16 protein-coding genes and 1 other annotated feature are annotated in these 16,935 nt (G+C 49.6%); of the genes, 15 read left to right on the top strand and 1 reads right to left on the bottom strand.

What is annotated here, in order from left to right; all coding sequences use genetic code 11:
• The first annotated feature begins 515 nt into the window (after positions 1-515).
• The 14 genes from GC097_RS23685 (at position 516) to GC097_RS23620 (ending at position 12,269) form a co-directional block, all read left to right on the top strand.
• Complete coding sequence (locus GC097_RS23685) at positions 516-1,382, top strand: PHP domain-containing protein (protein ID WP_171685781.1); 867 nt, start codon at positions 516-518, stop codon at positions 1,380-1,382.
• A gap of 1 nt (position 1,383) precedes the next feature.
• Entirely contained in the window at positions 1,384-2,016 is a 633-nt protein-coding gene (locus GC097_RS23680; protein WP_171685780.1) for a DapH/DapD/GlmU-related protein, read from the top strand.
• A 21-nt stretch (positions 2,017-2,037) separates the two neighbouring features.
• Positions 2,038-2,739 (top strand): GntR family transcriptional regulator, encoded by a 702-nt coding sequence (locus GC097_RS23675; RefSeq protein WP_171685779.1) that lies wholly within the window; start codon positions 2,038-2,040, stop codon positions 2,737-2,739.
• 102 nt (positions 2,740-2,841) lie between these two features.
• Complete coding sequence (gene phnG, locus GC097_RS23670) at positions 2,842-3,267, top strand: phosphonate C-P lyase system protein PhnG (protein ID WP_171685778.1); 426 nt, start codon at positions 2,842-2,844, stop codon at positions 3,265-3,267.
• Positions 3,268-3,281: 14 nt separating this feature from the next.
• Complete coding sequence (phnH, locus tag GC097_RS23665) at positions 3,282-3,875, top strand: phosphonate C-P lyase system protein PhnH (protein WP_171685777.1); 594 nt, start codon at positions 3,282-3,284, stop codon at positions 3,873-3,875.
• 3 nt (positions 3,876-3,878) lie between these two features.
• Positions 3,879-5,009: a carbon-phosphorus lyase complex subunit PhnI gene (locus GC097_RS23660; protein WP_171685776.1), complete on the top strand. Its 1,131-nt coding sequence runs from the start codon at positions 3,879-3,881 to the stop codon at positions 5,007-5,009.
• Between the two features lie 5 nt (positions 5,010-5,014).
• On the top strand, positions 5,015-5,848 hold the full coding sequence (locus GC097_RS23655; RefSeq protein WP_171685775.1) for an alpha-D-ribose 1-methylphosphonate 5-phosphate C-P-lyase PhnJ: 834 nt from the start codon (positions 5,015-5,017) through the stop codon (positions 5,846-5,848).
• A gap of 30 nt (positions 5,849-5,878) precedes the next feature.
• On the top strand, positions 5,879-6,724 hold the full coding sequence (locus GC097_RS23650; RefSeq protein WP_171685774.1) for an ATP-binding cassette domain-containing protein: 846 nt from the start codon (positions 5,879-5,881) through the stop codon (positions 6,722-6,724).
• Positions 6,725-6,750: 26 nt separating this feature from the next.
• Complete coding sequence (phnM, locus tag GC097_RS23645; protein ID WP_171685773.1) at positions 6,751-7,932, top strand: phosphonate metabolism protein PhnM; 1,182 nt, start codon at positions 6,751-6,753, stop codon at positions 7,930-7,932.
• A 14-nt stretch (positions 7,933-7,946) separates the two neighbouring features.
• Positions 7,947-8,681, top strand: a complete 735-nt coding sequence (locus GC097_RS23640) for a phosphonate C-P lyase system protein PhnL (RefSeq protein WP_171685772.1) — start codon at positions 7,947-7,949, stop codon at positions 8,679-8,681.
• Positions 8,682-8,761: 80 nt separating this feature from the next.
• Positions 8,762-9,820: a PhnD/SsuA/transferrin family substrate-binding protein gene (locus tag GC097_RS23635; protein WP_171685771.1), complete on the top strand. Its 1,059-nt coding sequence runs from the start codon at positions 8,762-8,764 to the stop codon at positions 9,818-9,820.
• A gap of 41 nt (positions 9,821-9,861) precedes the next feature.
• Positions 9,862-10,650: a phosphonate ABC transporter ATP-binding protein gene (phnC, locus tag GC097_RS23630; RefSeq protein WP_171685783.1), complete on the top strand. Its 789-nt coding sequence runs from the start codon at positions 9,862-9,864 to the stop codon at positions 10,648-10,650.
• The gene (locus tag GC097_RS23625; RefSeq protein WP_171685770.1) at positions 10,640-11,425 is read left to right on the top strand and encodes a PhnE/PtxC family ABC transporter permease; all 786 of its coding nucleotides are present in this window, start codon (positions 10,640-10,642) and stop codon (positions 11,423-11,425) included. Before phnC ends, GC097_RS23625 begins: the two co-directional genes overlap by 11 nt.
• 1 nt (position 11,426) lies before the next feature.
• Positions 11,427-12,269, top strand: coding sequence for a PhnE/PtxC family ABC transporter permease (locus GC097_RS23620; protein WP_171685769.1), 843 nt, complete (start codon positions 11,427-11,429; stop codon positions 12,267-12,269).
• Positions 12,270-12,359: 90 nt separating this feature from the next.
• Here GC097_RS23620 and GC097_RS23615 read toward each other — a convergent pair whose 3' ends face one another.
• Positions 12,360-13,346, bottom strand: a complete 987-nt coding sequence (locus tag GC097_RS23615; RefSeq protein ID WP_171685768.1) for a GNAT family N-acetyltransferase — start codon at positions 13,344-13,346, stop codon at positions 12,360-12,362.
• A gap of 178 nt (positions 13,347-13,524) precedes the next feature.
• Positions 13,525-13,778 (top strand) — a binding site (T-box leader).
• A 50-nt stretch (positions 13,779-13,828) separates the two neighbouring features.
• On the opposite strand from GC097_RS23615, the gene ileS reads away from it, so the two are divergent.
• Complete coding sequence (gene ileS, locus GC097_RS23610) at positions 13,829-16,909, top strand: isoleucine--tRNA ligase (RefSeq protein WP_171685767.1); 3,081 nt, start codon at positions 13,829-13,831, stop codon at positions 16,907-16,909.
• Positions 16,910-16,935: the final 26 nt, after the last annotated feature.

The following is a 16,935-nucleotide window of genomic DNA, read 5'->3' as shown; positions in this document are numbered from 1 at the left end:
AGCCTTTTTGAGAGAAATCTCAGAAAGGCTATTTGCTTTTTAGCGCATTCATAAGGCGAAATCATCGCAAAGTGATATCCCCTTTTGCACTAGGGGGAACTACAGGCCGCTATTTCAGCTGATCTGGCGCTTTTCAGAGTCTAAGCGGAACTACAGGGCCTTATTTGCCCGCCAATGCCTAATAATTAGCCGAAATCGGCAAAATAGCGGATCGTAGGCTCCTTAAAAATGCCGAAGTGCCGCTTTGCTCAGAAATAGCGGATCATAGTTCCCACTCGCGCGAGCCGCCACACAATCCCCGGCACTAGTGCATGCACGGCCACAAAAAGATCTAGCGGATACAACCTTCCGCTAGATCTTTTTGCGTTTCCTTACAATTTCTTAACGTGGGCATTACATAGCTTTAACCCTATAAACTTGGCATCAAGTTAAACTTGATATACAGAACAAAATAAATCCAAGGAAACACACATTTCATGTGAGTTTTTCCATACTCATCAATCTAGGAGGCTTCTATGAAAGTAGAACTGCATTGTCATACCAGGTTGTCGGACGGATCATTCACGTTCGATGAAATATTGAATCTCGCTATCCAAGAAGGTGTAAGCCATCTGGCTATCACGAATCACGATACAACCCGTGAGCTTCATCAAATGATGCATACGGGGAAGGAACGAGGCGTTGAGATCATTCCGGGCATTGAAATCTCCGGCTATGACTTTAAAAGACGGCGGAGAGTTCATATTCTCGGCTATTATATAGAGCCTGGGAGCGCAGCCATTGAGTCGTTATGCAGCCCGCTGCTGGAAAGGCGCCACCAAGGCTGCTTGACTGCGGTAGAGAGATTAATCAAGGCGGGATACGCCATTACTTGGGAAGATGTGATGAAGCATGTGGAAGGCGGAACCGGGGTCTATAAGCAGCATATTATGCACGCCTTGATTGACCAAGGCTATACAACAACGATCTATGGCGATTTATATAAAAAGCTGTTCTCTCGCGGTCAAAACGAAGAGCAGCCGGGCATCGCTTATATCCCGACAGAGTACGTCGATGCGTGTGAGGCCGTGCGGGTTATTTTGCAAGCGGGCGGTGTTCCTGTGTTGGCACATCCGGGACAATACGGGAACTTCGAAGCTGTTCCGCAGTTGGTGGAGGCCGGTCTGCAAGGTATCGAGGTTTGGCATCCGCTGCATACCCCGGAGGATGAGCTTAGAGCCCGTGAGCATGCTTTAGAGTTCAACCTGACGATGACCGGTGGCTCGGATTTTCATGGATTTTATGGCGAAAGAGACGTCAAGCTGGGGAGCAATTCTCCCGGATTGGCCGTCGTGAACGAACTTCGGGAACGGAAGCACGCACTATCCAAGGAGATGAAATAATATGAAGCCTATCCATCAAACCCATTCCAGCCTTCCACTATCGCCGGAGCCGGCCGTTCATGCCAGCAGTCATATATCGAACAGCTTTGCCGGAGAGTGGACCTCTATCGGACCTAACAATCAAATAATCGAATCCCGCATTGGGGATTACACCTACACGATGGACGATGTGACGATCAACTATGCGGAAGTGGGCAAGTTCACGTCCATAGCTTCTCACGTTTGCATAAATCCCGTAGATCATCCAATGGACCGGGTGACACAGCATCATATGACGTACCGGAGAGCCGCTTTCGGATTCGCGGAGACGAACGACGAGGAGATTTTTAACTGGCGCAGAGGCAACCGTGTCACGATCGGACACGATGTTTGGATCGGTCATGGCGCAATTGTCATGAAAGGAGTCCATATCGGCACCGGCGCTGTTATCGGATCGGGAGCTATCGTGACCAAGGATGTCGCTCCCTATACCGTCGTGGTGGGAGTCCCGGCCAAGCCTATCAAGCAAAGATTCCCGCAGGAAATCATAGATGCTTTATTCAAGATCGCATGGTGGGACTGGTCGCGTGAGCTTCTGGAGGAAAGATTCCATGAACTGAATGATATCACGGGCTTCATTAAGAAATACGGCTGACTTTGGAGGGAGGCGAAAGGGATGTCTGAAGAGATGGATATTATGGATCATCTAATGGCGATGATTCAATCCGGCAAGTATGAGCCTGAGGATAAACTGCCATCGGAGAATGAGATCGCGGATTGGTTCAAGGTCCCCCGCATTACCGCGCGCAAAGCCTACGAACGGCTGCAGGAGCTCGGCTACATTTACTCCAAACAGGGAAAAGGCAGCTTTGTTCAGGACAGAAACTTGCGAATCCCCTTGGTGCTTTCCGCCAATAAAAGCTTTAGCCAGAAAATGACGGAGCTTGGGTACAACTATGAGTCGAAAAATATTTTTTGCGAGCCTATCGAGTTTAATCACAAAATCTTCGAGTCGCTTGCCATAGGCGAAGCTGACCGTGTCTATAAAATCGGCCGTCTTCGCATCATCGACAAAAGGCCGATCGCGCTGCACATTTCCTACGTAGCCGAGTCCGTATTTCCCCATATTGAAAGCGAAGGCAAAGAAATTACTTCGATGTTTAAGTATTACCAAAATCAAGGCTACCCGCACATTCATTCTTCCGAGACCTCCCTTCGATTAACACATCCATCCAAATATGAAAGGGAGCTTCTGGCTTGTTCCAGCCTGATCCCTTTGCTGGTTCTGGAATCTGAATGCAGGGATGGCGCATCGGGGCGCACTTTGGAATTCAGCAAAACGATGTATCGCGGGGATATGTTTACTTACGTAATTTAGAAAAGTCTTTTACACAAACTTAACAGCTGCCAGCCTGGCAACAAGATAGTGTGAGTCATGGAAGTAAGTTGGTTCTTTTAGGGAGGAAGGAGGCTTTAGGACATGAAAAGGAAGCAAAGAACGGAAGTGCTGATTAACGGTTCACCTCAGCTTGCTGCTGCTTTAGCTAATGAGATTAAAGGCCGTTACTCTGTTGCTGTAATGGAAGAGCCGAACCACGGACTGGTCATGGTAAAAGTAAGGGAAACGGCGCAGAAAAGCTTGTTTTACTTGGGCGAGGTGCTGGTAACCGAATGCAAGGTCCAGATTGAAGGGGCCGTTGGGATCGGCATCGTGAAAGGCGATGAGCCGGAAAAAGCGTACGATCTGGCCGTCATCGACGCGGCTTATGCAGCCCGCTTGGAGGAAACGGAGGCTTGGACGGCTTTGCTGCTGTCGGAAGGTGAGCGATTAGCGGCGAAACGGCAAGATGATCATACGAGTGTGTTACGAACGAAAGTTGATTTTGAAACGATGGATATAGATTGAAAGGAGTGTAGCTGATGATGCTGGATATGGTTCATGACATCCAAGCCGCATATAGAAAGCTAGTTGATTCCATGTCAAGGCCCGGGACGATATCCGACCTGTCTGATGAAGCAGGAAAGCTTGAGCAGGTTCAAGGCTGCCTGCCTGCGACATATATAGCAGCTCTAATGCTGCTCGATACGGAAGTCACTTTTAAAGTGGTGTCAGAGCGGGAAGCCGAGGTGACTCATTTGTTGAGTCAATCTACGTATGCCAAAGATGCCCAATTGGAGGAAGCGGACTTCATCTTCATACTCCGCGACGCCGCGCCCGGCTATTTGCATAGTGCCATGGAAGCAGCCAAAATCGGAGAACTGACGGACCCGCACAGCTCAGCGACGGTCATTATCGAAACGGAGAGCGTAACGTGCGGAACGAAGCTGCGCCTTAGCGGTCCTGGCATTCAATCGACGGCCAAAGCCGAAATACACGGGACGGAAGCTTGGATCGACATTCGGGCTGAACGAAATGCGGAGTTTCCACTAGGCTTGGACTTGATCGTGACAGATACCTCCCACCGTATTCTTGCCTTGCCCAGGACAACGCAGGTCGTGAAGGAGGAAATCTAACGTATGGGTTATGTAGCGGTCAAAGGCGGAACACGCGCAATTGAACAATCTTTACAACGAATCCAATATGAACGGTTGCGCAAGGGCAAGGTGCTGGACGTTTCTGCAATCGAAGCCGGAATGCGGGGGCTAGTCGATCAGGTCATGTCGGAAAGCAGCCTGTACAGCGAACAGCTTGCGGCACTTGCCATTAAGCAGGCGGAAGGTAATCCGGAGGAAGCGGTTTTCCTGCTTCGCGCTTATCGTTCGACATTGCTCCGGAAGCATTATTCCAGAACCGTGCACTCTGAGGAGATGCGGGTGGAAAGACGGATTTCCGCTTCGTTCAAGGATATTCCCGGCGGGCAAATTTTAGGGGCTTCCATGGATTATTCCCATAGGCTCTTGGATTTCGACCTGATGGATGAAACGGAAGAAACCGCAGCCGAGTGGTTGAGAGATTATCACAAAGCGGAACAAATCACGATGGCAGAGATGGCCAATGCACAGGATGGCCGGTTTCCAAAAGTGTTGGATTATTTGAGAAAAGAAGGACTCATTGCCGAATGTCCAATGGATTCGACTGAGCCGGATGATGTCACCCGGACGAGTCTGACGTTTCCGGCTACGCGGAGCGAGAAATTGCAAATTTTAACAAGAGGACAAACAGGAGCCGTTACATCATTAGCCTACGCAGTAATTCGCGGGTATGGGATGGTTCACCCCACAGTCGGAGAGCTGCGCGTCGGAGAGCTTCCCGTTTATATCGACAGCCCGCTCGCCAATTCCGGTGAAGAGGACGACTCCTATTTTATCGGGGACATCAAAGTAACGGAGGTTGAAATGCTCGTTCCAATGACGGTGGAGAAGGAGAACGGTCGAAAAGAGCTGCAGCTTGATTTCGGTTACGGGCTTTGCTACGGACAAAATGAAACGAAAGCTATTGCCATGAGCATCCTGGACAAAAGCCTCGAAAGAGGCGACAAATCGATTCCGACGCAAAACGAGGAATTTGTCCTTTTTCATATCGATTCCGTGGAATCAACAGGGTTCATTTCCCACTTGAAGATGCCGCACTACGTTACGTTCCAAGCGAAGCTTAACGATGTTCGCAAAACGAGAAAAAATCCAGCGGGCCAAAGCCAGGAGGTGTAGTGCAAATGCGCATTCAATACAATTTCGCCTTTCTGGACGAAGGGTCCAAAAGAGAGATCCGCCGTGCCACGCTTAAAGCGATTGCGATTCCGGGGTATCAGGTTCCCTTCGCCTCCCGGGAATTGCCCATTGGACGCGGTTGGGGGACCGGCGGATTGCAGCTTACGCTGTCTTTGATCGGAAAGCGCGATGTGCTGAAAGTGATCGATCAGGGCTCCGATGAATCGGTTAATGCGGTCAGCATTAAGAAGCTTATTGACAAAACGACGGGAGTACCGACGGTCGATGCAACCAAAGAAGCCACGCTCATCCAATCCCGGCACCGCATTCCCGAAATTGCGTTAGAGCAGGGGCAAATCCTCGTTTTGCAAGTTCCGATGCCGGAACCGCTGCGGATGTACGAATCAAGCGAGCTTGAGACGAAGCGTCTGCATGGGGAGAAAGACTACAGCGGCGCATGGCTAATGCTGTTCGAGCAAATTATGAAGTACCGCAGCGTATCCACGGGAGCGGATCATCCGGTTATGGTGCATGACCGTTATGTCATGGCGCCAAGCCCCATTCCGAAGTTCGACAATCCGAAGATGAACTACTCGGAAGCCTTAATCTTACTGGGGGCTGGACGCGAGAAAAAAATCTATGCCGTTCCGCCTTATACGCAAGTGGTTTCCTTGGCGTTTGATGACGTTCCCTTCGAACCGGAGTCTTTTCCGGGTCAAAGCTGCCGGCAATGCGGAGCGCAGGATGTATTTATGGATGAGCTTTATGACGCTGAATCAGACGAAACGTATTACCAGTGCAATGACACGAGTTATTGCTCGGAGCGAATGAATCCGTAGCCGTTCTAAACAGGAAGAGGTGAAAGAAGGATGGGATCATCTTCATCCCCGATTTTGAGTGTTAATCATTTAAATAAACAATTCGGCTCAGGCTGTGCAGCATGCAGCAGCCCGGAGCATCGTCATTTGGAGAGAAATTACTGCCGGGCTTGCGGCACCGTTTATTCGTGTCAGGACATCACTTTCGATCTGTACCCGGGGGAGGTTCTGGGCATCGTAGGCGAGAGCGGCAGCGGAAAATCAACACTGATGAGATGCCTTTACTTCGATCAGGAAGTGACCGGAGGCGAGGCTTACCTTCAGCCCTATAAAGAAGGCGGGACCAATATGTTTCAGGAATCTTCCCAGCAAAAGAAACTTATCCGCAATCATTTGATGGGCAAGGTGTATCAGAATCCGGTTATGGGCCTGCGGATGAACTTCTCTTCCATCGGCAATATTGCCGAAAAGATGATAGCTGCCGGAAATCGCAATGTCGGCGCTATGGAGTCACGGGGAAGCGAATTGCTGGAGCGAGTTCATATCCCTGTTTACCGGATGAAGGAAGCGCCCAAAAACTTCTCCGGAGGCATGCAGCAGCGGGTTCAAATTGCCAAAGCGCTGTCGAATAATCCGCCTGTTTTATTGCTGGACGAAGTAACCACGGGGCTTGATCTATCCGTTCAAGCGAATGTGCTCGATCTGATCAAGCACCTGCAAAGAGAGTTGAAGATCAGCATGCTGCTCGTCTCCCATGATCTTGGCGTGATCCGGATGCTAGCGGACCGGACGATGGTGATGCTGGATGGACGTGTCGTCGAGCAAGGCTTGACGGACCAAATCCTTGAAGATCCGCAGCATGCGTATACCCAGCAGTTGGTGCATTCCCTGTTATAGCCATTACCCGAAAGGAGGTCATTCTGATGTATCTACTAACAAACGGCATCATGATTACGGAAGAAGCACTTTTGGAGGGTTACGATATGCTGGTGCAAGACGATCGCATTGCCCGCATCGCTCCCAAAGGTGAGATTGTAGTGGAGGCCGGCACGGAAATCATCGATGCGGGCGGCGGATATGTGACTCCGGGGATGATCGACATCCATTCCGATTACATCGAGCATATGACGGCCCCCAGACCGACTTCGCTCATTAACTTTCAAATTGGCCTGCGTGAAACGGAGAAGGAGCTAATTTCACACGGCATTACGACGATGTATCACTCGCTGTCTATTTTCAAATCGGTTGATTACAAGTACCGTCCGATTCGCGAGCCTGAAAATGTGCGGAAACTCATTGATTTGATCGATAGCACGCACAGCAGCAAACATTTAATCCGCCATCGTTTTCATGCGAGATTTGAAATTGATAACTTGGATCAGATCGATAATTTGAAGAGCTATATTGAGGAAGAGAAGGTTCATTTAGTTTCATTTATGGATCATACGCCCGGGCAAGGACAATATCGAGATTTGGAAGTGTATAAAAAGACGGTTCTCGGCTACGATTCTATGTCCGATGAAAACATCGCCGTCCTGATAGCCAACCACCAGACGAAAGAGAAAATGACGGTAGACGCGATTCGCGAAATCGCTGAGATGGCCAGAGAGCGAAACATAGCGATCGCTTCGCACGATGACGATTCGCTGGAGAAGCTGGACTTGGTGCAGAGCTTCGGCACCGTCATTAGCGAATTCCCGATTACGCTGGACATCGCGCGGAAGGCGAAAGCGAAGGGCTTGTACACGGTAGCTGGAGCGCCTAATGTCATTCTGGGCGGGTCGCACAGCGGCAACCTCTCCGCAGCGGAAGCGATTGAGGATGGATGCATCGATATTTTGTGCAGCGATTATTACCCGGCAGCGATGCTCCACGCGGTTTTCCAATTGGCAGGACCGCAGCGGAGAAATTTGGTGGAAATGTTCAAGCTTGTCACCCTGCACCCGGCGCAAGCCGTCAATATTGACGCGGAATACGGCTCCATCCGGGAAGGAAAGAAGGCGGACTTGCTCATCATTGAGCGATTGGAGCCGGACGATTTTCCGGTTGTGACCGCCGTTATCGTGGACGGCAAGCTGATTCAGAAAACGAATTACAGGATCTGACAGGAGGAAATGGCGTGGATAATTTGCTGTCGATAGAACATTTGTCCAAATCTTTTACCCTGCATAATTTGAATAAACAAATTTCTGCGGTTGAAGATGTTAGTTTATACCTGAAAGAAGGCGAATTTGTAGGGATTACGGGAAAAAGCGGCAGCGGTAAATCCACCGTTCTTAAATGCATTTACCGTACGTACCTGCCTCATTCAGGGCATATCTGGTATAACTCGGAGCGATTCGGCCGTATCGATCTGGCTGCCGCCACCGAGCGGACCATCATCGAGCTGCGCAAGCACGAAATTGGGTATGTGTCCCAATTTCTCAGCGTCATGCCGCGCACGACAGCCAGAGATCTGGTCCACAATGCCATTGTGGAAATGGGGGAAGATGCGCAGTATGCGGAGGCGGAGACGATCAAGATGCTGGAGCATTTCGAACTCGACCGCAGCCTGTGGGACAGTTATCCGGCCACTTTTTCGGGAGGTGAGAAGCTGCGTTTAAATATTGCGAGAGCCATGGTCAAGCGTCCAAGACTGCTGCTGCTGGATGAGCCGACGGCAAGCCTTGATCACGGGTCAAAGCTGAAAGTGAAGCAATTGATCGAACAACTGATTCAGCAAGGCACTACCATGCTTGGCATTTTTCATGACCTGGAATTTATGGAGCATCTGTGCAACCGAGAGTATCAAATCAGGGATGGGAAATTTTACACGGCGGAAAAGAAGAGCAAGTTTACAATCTCTCAATTTTGACAGAATATTCTGAAAATAATAGAGGGATAAACTGGAAATGGTTCTTTCGAAAATATCCTTATTAGGGAGAGGTTCTGTTCATGAAAAAAATGTTAACGCTCTTGATCTCTTTATCTCTGGTTGCGGTAGCGGCAGGTTGCGGTACGAAAGCCAGGGATGCCCAGAAAGCAGCAGCTCCCGTTAAGACGAAAGACACGATCACCGTTGCGTGGTATCCGAACGAATCCGGTGCAGAGTTAAAAACGGCGCGGGAAGAACTGGGGAAAGTCATTGCAACCGCAACAGGTAAAAAAGTAGAACACAAAACGACGACGGATTATATCATCGCTATTGAAGCTATTGCCAGCGGCAGCGCAGATCTAGCTTATATGGGACCGCAAGGATATGTTGAAGCCAATGCAAAGAATAATAAGGTTCAGCCGTTGGTTGTACCGAGCGGAGAGTCAGGCACACTGGAGGATGCTGTATACTACAGCTGGTTAAGCGTAAGAAAAGGCGATGAAGAAGCGTATAAGAGCGGTAATGGATTTTCGATCGACAATATTGCCGGTAAAAAATTCTCGTTCGTGTCGAACTCCTCCACTTCCGGATTTAAAGTGCCGTCTGCGAACATCGTTAACTATTTTAGCAAAAAAGACAAATTCAAGAGCTTAACTGCTGATGATCTGCTTCAAGGCGGCAAGGATAAGTTTTTCGGTGAAGTGCTGTTCGGCGGTTCACACCAAGGTGCGGCTGTTAATCTATTGACGAGTAAAGCAGACGTAGCGGCTTTCTGTGACACTTGTGTCGCCAACTATGTTGACCTAAGCTCAGGGACAGCCAATACGGCTGGAGCGGTATATAAAGTGAAGCAGGGAGCTGCCGAACCGTTCAACACGCAAGTCGGCAAAGAATTTAGCCTCATTTCCGTTACGCCGGTATTGAACTCGCCGTTTGCCATTAACACGGGCACAATTAGCGCAGAAGATCTGAAAAAATTGCGGGATGCTTTTATATCCGATGCTGTAACGAAGAACACGAATATTTTCCTGCCTAAGGATTCAAAGGATTCCGGTTTGTTTAAGCAAAAGACGGGCAAAGAAAAATTCCTGCCTGTAGAAGATGCGTTTTTCAATCCGGTCAGAATGCTGTCCAAATAAGCCTATCCTCATGAATGACAAAACCGATTAAGGGAGCCGCTATGACAACGTTATTGGAATTCAAGCAGGTTTCAAAGCAGTACGGCGCGGATACAAGAGCGTTATCTGATGTTAATTTCACGGTGAGAGAAGGGGAGTTCGTGTCGATTATCGGACCCTCCGGGGCGGGCAAGTCAACTCTCCTTCGCTGTATTAACCGGATGATCGACGCCAGCAGCGGAGAAATTATTTTCGATGGCATGAACATTATGGACTTTAAGAAGAGCGAGTTGAAACGGCTGAGAACCCAGATGGGCATGGTTTTTCAGCACTACAATTTGGTGAACAGGCTGACCGTCATCGAAAATGTGCTGCACGGACGGCTTGGCTATAAGTCCACGCTGGAGGGAGTGCTGGGGCTATACTCCAAAGAGGAAAAGCGCCAGGCCTATGCGGTTTTGAAAATTCTCGGGCTGGAAGAGCAGGTTTACAAACGCTGTGACCAACTGAGCGGTGGGCAAAAGCAAAGGGTAGGCATTGCCCGTGCCTTGGTGCAGGATCCCAAAATGCTGCTGTGCGACGAACCCATCGCTTCTCTCGATCCGAATGCTTCCAAAGTCATCATGGATTACTTGCGCGCCATCTCTACCAACATGGGCATTACGGTTATCGTTAACCTGCATCAGGTGGATACAGCGCTGAAATATTCGGACCGTATCCTCGGTGTGAACAAGGGAACGATTGTCTATGACGGACCTCCGGCGAAGATCAAGCGCGATCAGCTATCTGTGATTTACGGCGCAGAGCTTGAAGAGCAAACAGACGAGCTGGAGGCCCAATATGCGGGATAACTTTTTTGCCAGAAAGCGGATGAACACGCTGCTCTTCTGTACGTTCTTGCTGGCGCTGACGGTGATCGCTATTGTGATTACGAACTATAACGTAATTAAGGGCTTCACCTCGATACCGAAAGCGGCTGAATGGGCGGTTAGCAACTTCTATCCCAATGAAAAAGCGATGAAGCGGCTTCCGGCCATTATGAGCAGCCTGACTGAGACGGTACTGGTGTCTATCGCAGCAACCGCAGTTGCAGCCGTATTCGCCATGTTGTTTGCGATCGCAGGCTCCCATACGACAGGCGTGGGCGGTGTTTTCAGTTTTGTAAGCCGTTCGATTGCGACGATATTTCGCAATATTGATGTCGCTGCATGGTCAATGATTCTATTGATTTCTTTTGGGCAAAATGTGCTGACGGGCTATTTCGCGCTCTTCTTCGGGTCCTTTGGTTTCTTAACGCGCGCCTTCATGGAGTCGATTGACGAAGTAAGCAGCAGCTCGGTTGAGGCACTACGGTCGACGGGGGCAGGTTATTTCCCGATCATTTTTCAATCGGTGCTTCCTGCCAGTATTCCGCAGCTGCTCAGCTGGATCTTGTTCATGGTGGAAACAAACATCCGTCAGGCTACATTGATTGGCATTTTGACAGGCACCGGTATCGGCTTTCTTTTCAGCTTATACTACAAAAGCCTAAATTACAGCTCTGCCTCCTTGGTCGTCCTCGTTATCGTCCTCACGATTTTTCTCATCGAAACGGTTTCTATCTATGTTAGGAGGGCGATTTTGTAAAATGGGACTTCAAGAAGCTATACAATCTGTCTCCATCAAAGAGCACATCAAGAGAAAGCCATTCAACAAACAAACAGTGGTGATCCGGCTCACTTTGGCTGCGTTGGCGGTATTGACGCTGTATGCCTTCGCTACGTTTGACTATAAGGACATTGAGCTGTTAGATGCCGTCTATTCAACAGCCCTCACGGTTAAAACGATGTTCTTCCAACCGCTCTTCAAACACCTTTCCTTCGTTGAGGCGGTTCAACAGTTGACTATTACACTGGGACTGGCTTTTCTGACAACGCTGTTCGGATCAGTCATCGCTTTGTTCCTCGGCTTATTGGCTGCCCAGAATCTTTCCAATCCTAAGGTTTCCATCGTCATTAAAGGCATAGTTGCTTTTATTAGAGCAGTTCCCACTGTTTTGTGGGTTTTGATTTTTGCGGTTGCAGCGGGGTTAGGCAGTGTTGCAGCCGTGATTGGAATGACATTCCATTCCATCAGCTACCTGGTTAAAGCCTACTCGGAATCGTTCGAGGAGCTGGACAAAGGGGTAATCGAGGCTTTAAAAGCAAGCGGCGCCAATTGGTGGCAAATTGTGTTTCAAGCCGTCCTGCCATCGTCTGTCTCTTACTTGATCTCATGGACGTTTATGCGTTTTGAGATCAATTTCGCAGTCGCAGTAGCCATGGGGGCGGCGGCGGGAGCAGGAGGCATTGGGTATGATATGTTTATGGCCAGCTCATATTATTATGATGTGCGGGAAATTGGAGCTATCACGTATCTCATCCTGGCGTTTGCCATCTTGCTGGAGCTGATCGCCGGAAGAATTAAAAAGAAGTTAAGGGTTCACGGGTAAGCACGGCGTGCGCCTTTGCGCATGGAAAGGGAACTACAGTTCGCTATTTTGCAAATGCCAGACCGAATGTAGTTCCGTTTCCCATGGCGATTACTTGAGCTCACACACCATTTTGTAACTCCCGGGTTCCGCTCGGAAGCCGATCAGATCGCGGTTTATTCGCAGCATAGGGCCATTCATGGAATCGTTATGTGTACGCAAATAAGGAACTTGGCATGCGCGAGCCGTTTGCACGCCGAGCATCTTGAGGGCGAGTGCGATACGGCGGCCCCGGTATTCCGGAAGCACCCCGGTGAATTCATGGTACATAGCCCGAGTTTGCTCGTTCTGCTGGAGCGTGACAACGCCAATATAGCGATCGCCGTCCTTGGCGATATGAATCCATTCCGGGCGTACGCCGGCTTGCCCGATGCTCCATTTTTTCCATTCCTCGAACCAAGGGAAGCTGCCGGAGTAGCCGGGAATATCCGGATGCGTAATTTTATAAAGCTCATACAGCTTTCTCTCGTTGTCTTCGCCAGGCTCATCGGCCAGTGTAATGAACCGGATGCCGGCTTGCTCTGCTTCGTTTACCGAATCATACAACGTGCCGCCATCGAACGCTGCCAAATCCAGAACGGATTCGAATGTATGGCGCTCCTTCACATAGCCCCGCCGTTCCGCAAAAGCCAGCGATTTCTCGTCCGTTTCCCTCATGTAGTCGATCAATCGTGAGGCTCTGACCTCAAATGCCCACTGCCGGAGCGCATCGTATAAGCCTCTTCCTATCCCAATCCCGCGGTTTTCCGGGCGAACGACAACGGTATGGCTCAATTCCCCGGGCTCCGTCCATGGAGCTCGCCAGGCAATTGCGTAGCCCACCACTTGTCCATGCTCGTCTTCCGCCACCCATTTGGGGCGGTCCCATCCCATCAGCTGGCCTTCTTCATTGTAATGCAGCTTGCCGGGAGGAATACTATCCTCGTCTTTCTGCAGCCGTTCAGCGGTTGTCGGCTCCGACCAGATCAAATTTAGCAGCGATGCAACCGCCGCATAATCGTCCGGTTGCCGCATCTTGCGAATCGTAAACTTTGACATTATGGCTACCTCCACCTCATCATTAAATCAGCTTATAGAGACATTATCCCATGTGCCGTAGGCAACTTCTTGGTAAAGTCTGGATATAAATAAAGATTCGGTTCCCAGCCCTTACTTCCCTTATTTATTTGACAATTCGCTCAAAAAGGTGTAGAACTGAACTAACTAAATGTTCTGAGTAAATTCATTGACGAGATCGAGTACGCTAATCCCTTGTCCCCCAGAGAGTTGGCCATTGTGCTGAAAGCCAACGTTCAAGACTTAGCCGAAAATCCTCTCCGAGAAGGAAAGCTGAAGCTGTTGGAGTAAGCTGACCCGGGATCCTGCCGTTACATGGGGCGCGTATGATGGTACGTAGGCGGAGGTGCCGAGGATCGAGTTATGGATCATTCGGAACAAGGGTGGTATAGCGAGTTGAATCTCGTCCCTTAGGGGGCGGGATTTTTTTGTTTTTTATTTTAAAAAGAGAGAGGATGTCCCGCATGAGAAAAGTGGATGTAAAAGAAAAAGCAAGGACCCGCGAGCTGCGTATCCTGAAGGGCTGGCAGCAAAACGATACGTTCCACGCATCGATCGATCACCGGAGCGACAAACCGAATTTTGTTTTCTATGAGGGACCCCCTACCGCCAATGGCAAGCCCCACATCGGTCACGCGCTCGGTCGCGTAATTAAGGATTTTATCGGCCGTTACAAAACGATGTCAGGTTACCGCGTCGTGCGAAAAGCCGGATGGGATACGCATGGCCTTCCCGTCGAGCTTGGCGTGGAGAAGCAGTTGGGCATTTCAGGCAAGCAGGAAATTGAAAAATACGGGATCGCCGAATTCGTTCAAAAGTGCAAAGACAGCGTGTTCGAATACGAAAGGCAATGGCGGGAACTGACGGAAGCTATCGCGTATTGGACCGATATGGATAACCCCTATGTGACGTTAACGAATGATTATATCGAGAGCGTTTGGCACGTTTTGTCCGAGATTCATAAGAAAGAACTCCTCTACAAAGGCCATCGTGTCAGCCCTTATTGCCCTGACTGTCAAACGACGCTCAGCTCGCACGAAGTGGCTCAAGGCTATGAAGATGTCAAAGATTTGAGCGCGACGGTGGAATTCCGCAGCAGGAACGGCCAAGAAATTTTCCTCGCCTGGACGACGACGCCTTGGACACTTCCGGCGAACGTTGCGCTTGCAGTGAATAAGGACATCGACTACGTGAAAGCCAAACATAACGGTAAGGTCTACATCATTGCCAAAAATCTTGTAGAAAAAGTATTGAAAGAGAATTATGAGATCCTCTCGACGCACAAAGGGGAGGAATTCGTAGGAACCACCTATGAGCCGCCTTTCGGCTACATCCGTGTGAACCGGGGGCATATCGTGGTCGATGCGGACTATGTCAGCGATACGAGTGGTACCGGGATCGTTCATATCGCACCGGCGCATGGTGAGGATGACTATCGCACGTGCCGTCAGCATGAGCTGGATTTTGTCAACGTCGTGAACCAGGCCGGCCGTTATACCGAACAGGTTGCTGATTTTGCCGGACGCTTTGTGAAGGATTGCGATGTGGATATTGTCAAAAGCTTGTCCGAACGCAATTTGCTGTTTGCCAAGGAACGGTATGAGCACAGCTATCCATTCTGCTGGCGTTGTAAATCTCCGCTTCTCTACTATGCGATGGAAAGCTGGTTTATCAAAACGACGGCCGTGAAGGATCAACTGATTGCAAACAACAATCAAGTGAACTGGTATCCGGGTCATCTCAAGGAAGGGCGGTTCGGAAAGTTTTTGGAGGAACTGGTCGATTGGAATATCAGCCGCAACCGCTATTGGGGGACTCCGCTTAATCTGTGGCTTTGTCAGGATTGCGGGGCAGAGGATGCGCCTGGCAGCAGGAAGGAGCTGCAGGAAAAATCCATAACGCCGATCGATGAGAATTTGGATTTGCATAAACCTTATGTGGATGATGTGAAATTGCGCTGCTCCTGCGGCGGAGTCATGGATAGAACGCCGGAAGTGATCGATGTGTGGTTCGACAGCGGCTCTATGCCTTTCGCACAGTACCACTATCCTTTCGGTGACAAGAAACAGTTCCAAGAACAGTACCCTGCCGATATGATTTGCGAAGGCATTGACCAAACAAGAGGCTGGTTTTTCAGTCTGATGGCGGTATCGACTTTGTATAACGGAGAGCTGCCCTATAAGGCGGTTATTTCAACCGGGCATGTTTTGGATGAAAACGGCCTGAAAATGTCCAAAAGCAAAGGGAACGTCATTGATCCATGGGAAATCATAGAGGAATACGGAGCGGATGCTTTCCGCTGGGCTCTGCTGGCTGATAGCGCACCGTGGAACAGCAAGCGCTTTTCCAAGCAAATCGTAGCCGAAGCGAAGTCCAAAGTGGTGGATACGATCAACAATTCGCATTATTTTTATACCTTGTATGCCATGATTGATCAATATAAAGCCGAAGACTACCCGCAGCAAGCGTCGAGGAACGAATTGGACCGGTGGGTGCTATCCAGATTGAATACCACCCTGCGGAACGTCCTGAAGGGACTGGAGGATTACGATTTTCTGAACCCGGCCAAACATATGGAAGCTTTTGTCGATGAGCTGAGCAATTGGTACATTCGCCGTTCTCGCGACCGTTTCTGGGGCAGTCAAATGACGGAGGATAAAGTAGCGGCTTACCAAACGCTGCGCGAAGTGTTGATCACATTCGCAAAGATGACCGCCCCTTACATCCCGCTCATTGCCGAGGACATTTTCAGCAACCTTGGCGGCGAAGGAAGCGTTCATTTGGCTGACTACCCGAAGGTGAAAGAAGAAGAGATCGACGAGACGCTTGAGAACGATATGGCAACCGCGCGCCAAATCGTTGAGCTGGCCCACAGCATTCGGAACGAGACCCGGATCAAAACGCGTCAGCCTTTATCCGAGCTCATTGTTACGCTGGACCGTGCGTTTAATCTGGAACGATTTGAAGACATCATCAAAGATGAAATTAACGTGAAACAAATTCGTATGGAGAAGAACGAGAGCACCTTCGTGGACTATGGTTTAAAATTAAACTTAAAGGCTGCCGGTAAAAAATACGGAAAATTCGTCGGTCCCGTCCAGAACTTTTTGAAGCAGCTTTCCGCGCTAGATGCCAAACAAGCCGTTGATAACGGATATTTGGACGTCACCATTGAGGGCGAATCCATACATCTCACACTGGATGAGCTCCTTGTGGAAAAGCTAGGAAAAGCAGGTTTTGCTTCCGCGGCGGGTTACCAAATCAATGTTGCTTTGAATACGGCCATCACGGAGGAGTTGGAGCAGGAAGGGCTTGTTCGCGAAGTGATCCGCGGCATTCAGGATTATCGCAAGAAGCTCGATTTACCGCTTGAGAAACGGGTGATTTTGACGCTTCACGTTGATGCTCGTTTGAGAGCGGCGCTTGAGCGTTTCGATCATGTTTTGCAGGAGAATGTGCTGCTTTCGGAAGTCAGGTATGCGCAAGTGGCTAATATGGAGAAGGTTTCGTTCGGTGAGTATGAATGCCTTTTGCTGATTGAGTAGAAAGTGGGGAAAGGGCTGCCTCGCAG

It is taken from the genome of Paenibacillus planticolens, from assembly GCF_013141725.1.
Taxonomy (GTDB): Bacteria; Bacillota; Bacilli; order Paenibacillales; family NBRC-103111; genus Paenibacillus_E; species Paenibacillus_E planticolens.
The sequence above is the reverse complement of the archived record's forward strand: the minus strand, read 5'-3'. Positions and strand labels throughout refer to the sequence as shown.

Excerpts from the sequence above, each read along its gene's own strand:
- GC097_RS23680 (WP_171685780.1), top strand. The coding sequence starts at position 1,384 with ATGAAGCCTATCCATCAAACCCATTCCAGCCTTCCACTATCGCCGGAG.
- phnM (WP_171685773.1), top strand. The coding sequence starts at position 6,751 with ATGTATCTACTAACAAACGGCATCATGATTACGGAAGAAGCACTTTTG.
- GC097_RS23620 (WP_171685769.1), top strand. The coding sequence starts at position 11,427 with ATGGGACTTCAAGAAGCTATACAATCTGTCTCCATCAAAGAGCACATC.
- phnG (WP_171685778.1), top strand. The coding sequence starts at position 2,842 with ATGAAAAGGAAGCAAAGAACGGAAGTGCTGATTAACGGTTCACCTCAG.
- GC097_RS23660 (WP_171685776.1), top strand. The coding sequence starts at position 3,879 with ATGGGTTATGTAGCGGTCAAAGGCGGAACACGCGCAATTGAACAATCT.
- GC097_RS23650 (WP_171685774.1), top strand. The coding sequence starts at position 5,879 with ATGGGATCATCTTCATCCCCGATTTTGAGTGTTAATCATTTAAATAAA.
- GC097_RS23685 (WP_171685781.1), top strand. The coding sequence starts at position 516 with ATGAAAGTAGAACTGCATTGTCATACCAGGTTGTCGGACGGATCATTC.
- GC097_RS23615 (WP_171685768.1), bottom strand. The coding sequence starts at position 13,346 with ATGTCAAAGTTTACGATTCGCAAGATGCGGCAACCGGACGATTATGCG.
- GC097_RS23635 (WP_171685771.1), top strand. The coding sequence starts at position 8,762 with ATGAAAAAAATGTTAACGCTCTTGATCTCTTTATCTCTGGTTGCGGTA.
- GC097_RS23655 (WP_171685775.1), top strand. The coding sequence starts at position 5,015 with ATGCGCATTCAATACAATTTCGCCTTTCTGGACGAAGGGTCCAAAAGA.
- phnH (WP_171685777.1), top strand. The coding sequence starts at position 3,282 with ATGATGCTGGATATGGTTCATGACATCCAAGCCGCATATAGAAAGCTA.
- GC097_RS23625 (WP_171685770.1), top strand. The coding sequence starts at position 10,640 with ATGCGGGATAACTTTTTTGCCAGAAAGCGGATGAACACGCTGCTCTTC.
- ileS (WP_171685767.1), top strand. The coding sequence starts at position 13,829 with ATGAGAAAAGTGGATGTAAAAGAAAAAGCAAGGACCCGCGAGCTGCGT.
- GC097_RS23675 (WP_171685779.1), top strand. The coding sequence starts at position 2,038 with ATGTCTGAAGAGATGGATATTATGGATCATCTAATGGCGATGATTCAA.
- phnC (WP_171685783.1), top strand. The coding sequence starts at position 9,862 with ATGACAACGTTATTGGAATTCAAGCAGGTTTCAAAGCAGTACGGCGCG.